At 80.0% G+C, this 725-nt stretch carries 1 protein-coding gene; it reads left to right on the top strand.

Annotation, left to right across the window (positions count from 1 at the left end; translation table 11 throughout):
• On the top strand, nucleotides 1-725 hold a 725-nt coding region (locus RKE29_RS30085; RefSeq protein ID WP_312008871.1), incomplete at both ends, for a CDP-alcohol phosphatidyltransferase family protein.

Here is a 725-nt window from a genome sequence, read left to right as displayed (position 1 = left end):
GACGCCGCCGACCTCGCCGGGCCGGCCGCCGGGGGCCTGCCCGGCGCCCTCGCCGGCGCCCTGTACGCCGCGGGTGTCGAGGTGCACCGGCCGGAGCTGGGGCCGCTGGTGGCGACCGTGCCGGCGGACGAGGCGGAGCGGGCCGCGGCGCGGGCCGCGGTCGCGCGCACCGACGACGAGCGGGTGCGGCTGCGCGCCGCGGTGAAGGCCCGGGACGGGTTCTTCACGACCTTCTGCGTCAGCCCCTACTCGCGCTACCTCGCCCGCTGGTGCGCCCGCCGGGGCCTCAAGCCCAACCAGGTCACCGTCGCCTCGCTGCTGACCGCCTGGGCCGCGGCCGGCTGCGCGGCCACCGGCGGCAGGCCCGGCTTCGCCGCGGCCGGGGCGCTGCTGCTCGTCTCCTTCGTGCTCGACTGCACCGACGGCCAGCTCGCCCGCTACACGCTGCGCTTCTCGGCCTTCGGCGGCTGGCTGGACGCGATCTGCGACCGGGCCAAGGAGTACGCCTACTACGCCGGGCTGGCGGTGGGCGCGGCACGCCACGGCGGCGGGGACGACGTGTGGGCGCTCGCGCTGGCCGCCATGGCCCTCCAGACCTTCCGGCACATGGTGGACTTCTCCTTCGCCGCGCGCCCGGCCGCCGTACGGGGCGGCGACCCGGCCGCCGCCCGGGCCGGCGACGTGCCGCCCGCGCGCGGCCCCGGCCCCCTCGCCGAGCCGCCGGC

Origin of the sequence: Streptomyces sp. B1866 (genome assembly GCF_031932565.1) — a bacterium.
Classification (GTDB): domain Bacteria; phylum Actinomycetota; class Actinomycetes; order Streptomycetales; family Streptomycetaceae; genus Streptomyces.
Note: the sequence above shows the minus strand (reverse complement) of the source record. Positions and strands in the feature narration are given on the sequence as shown.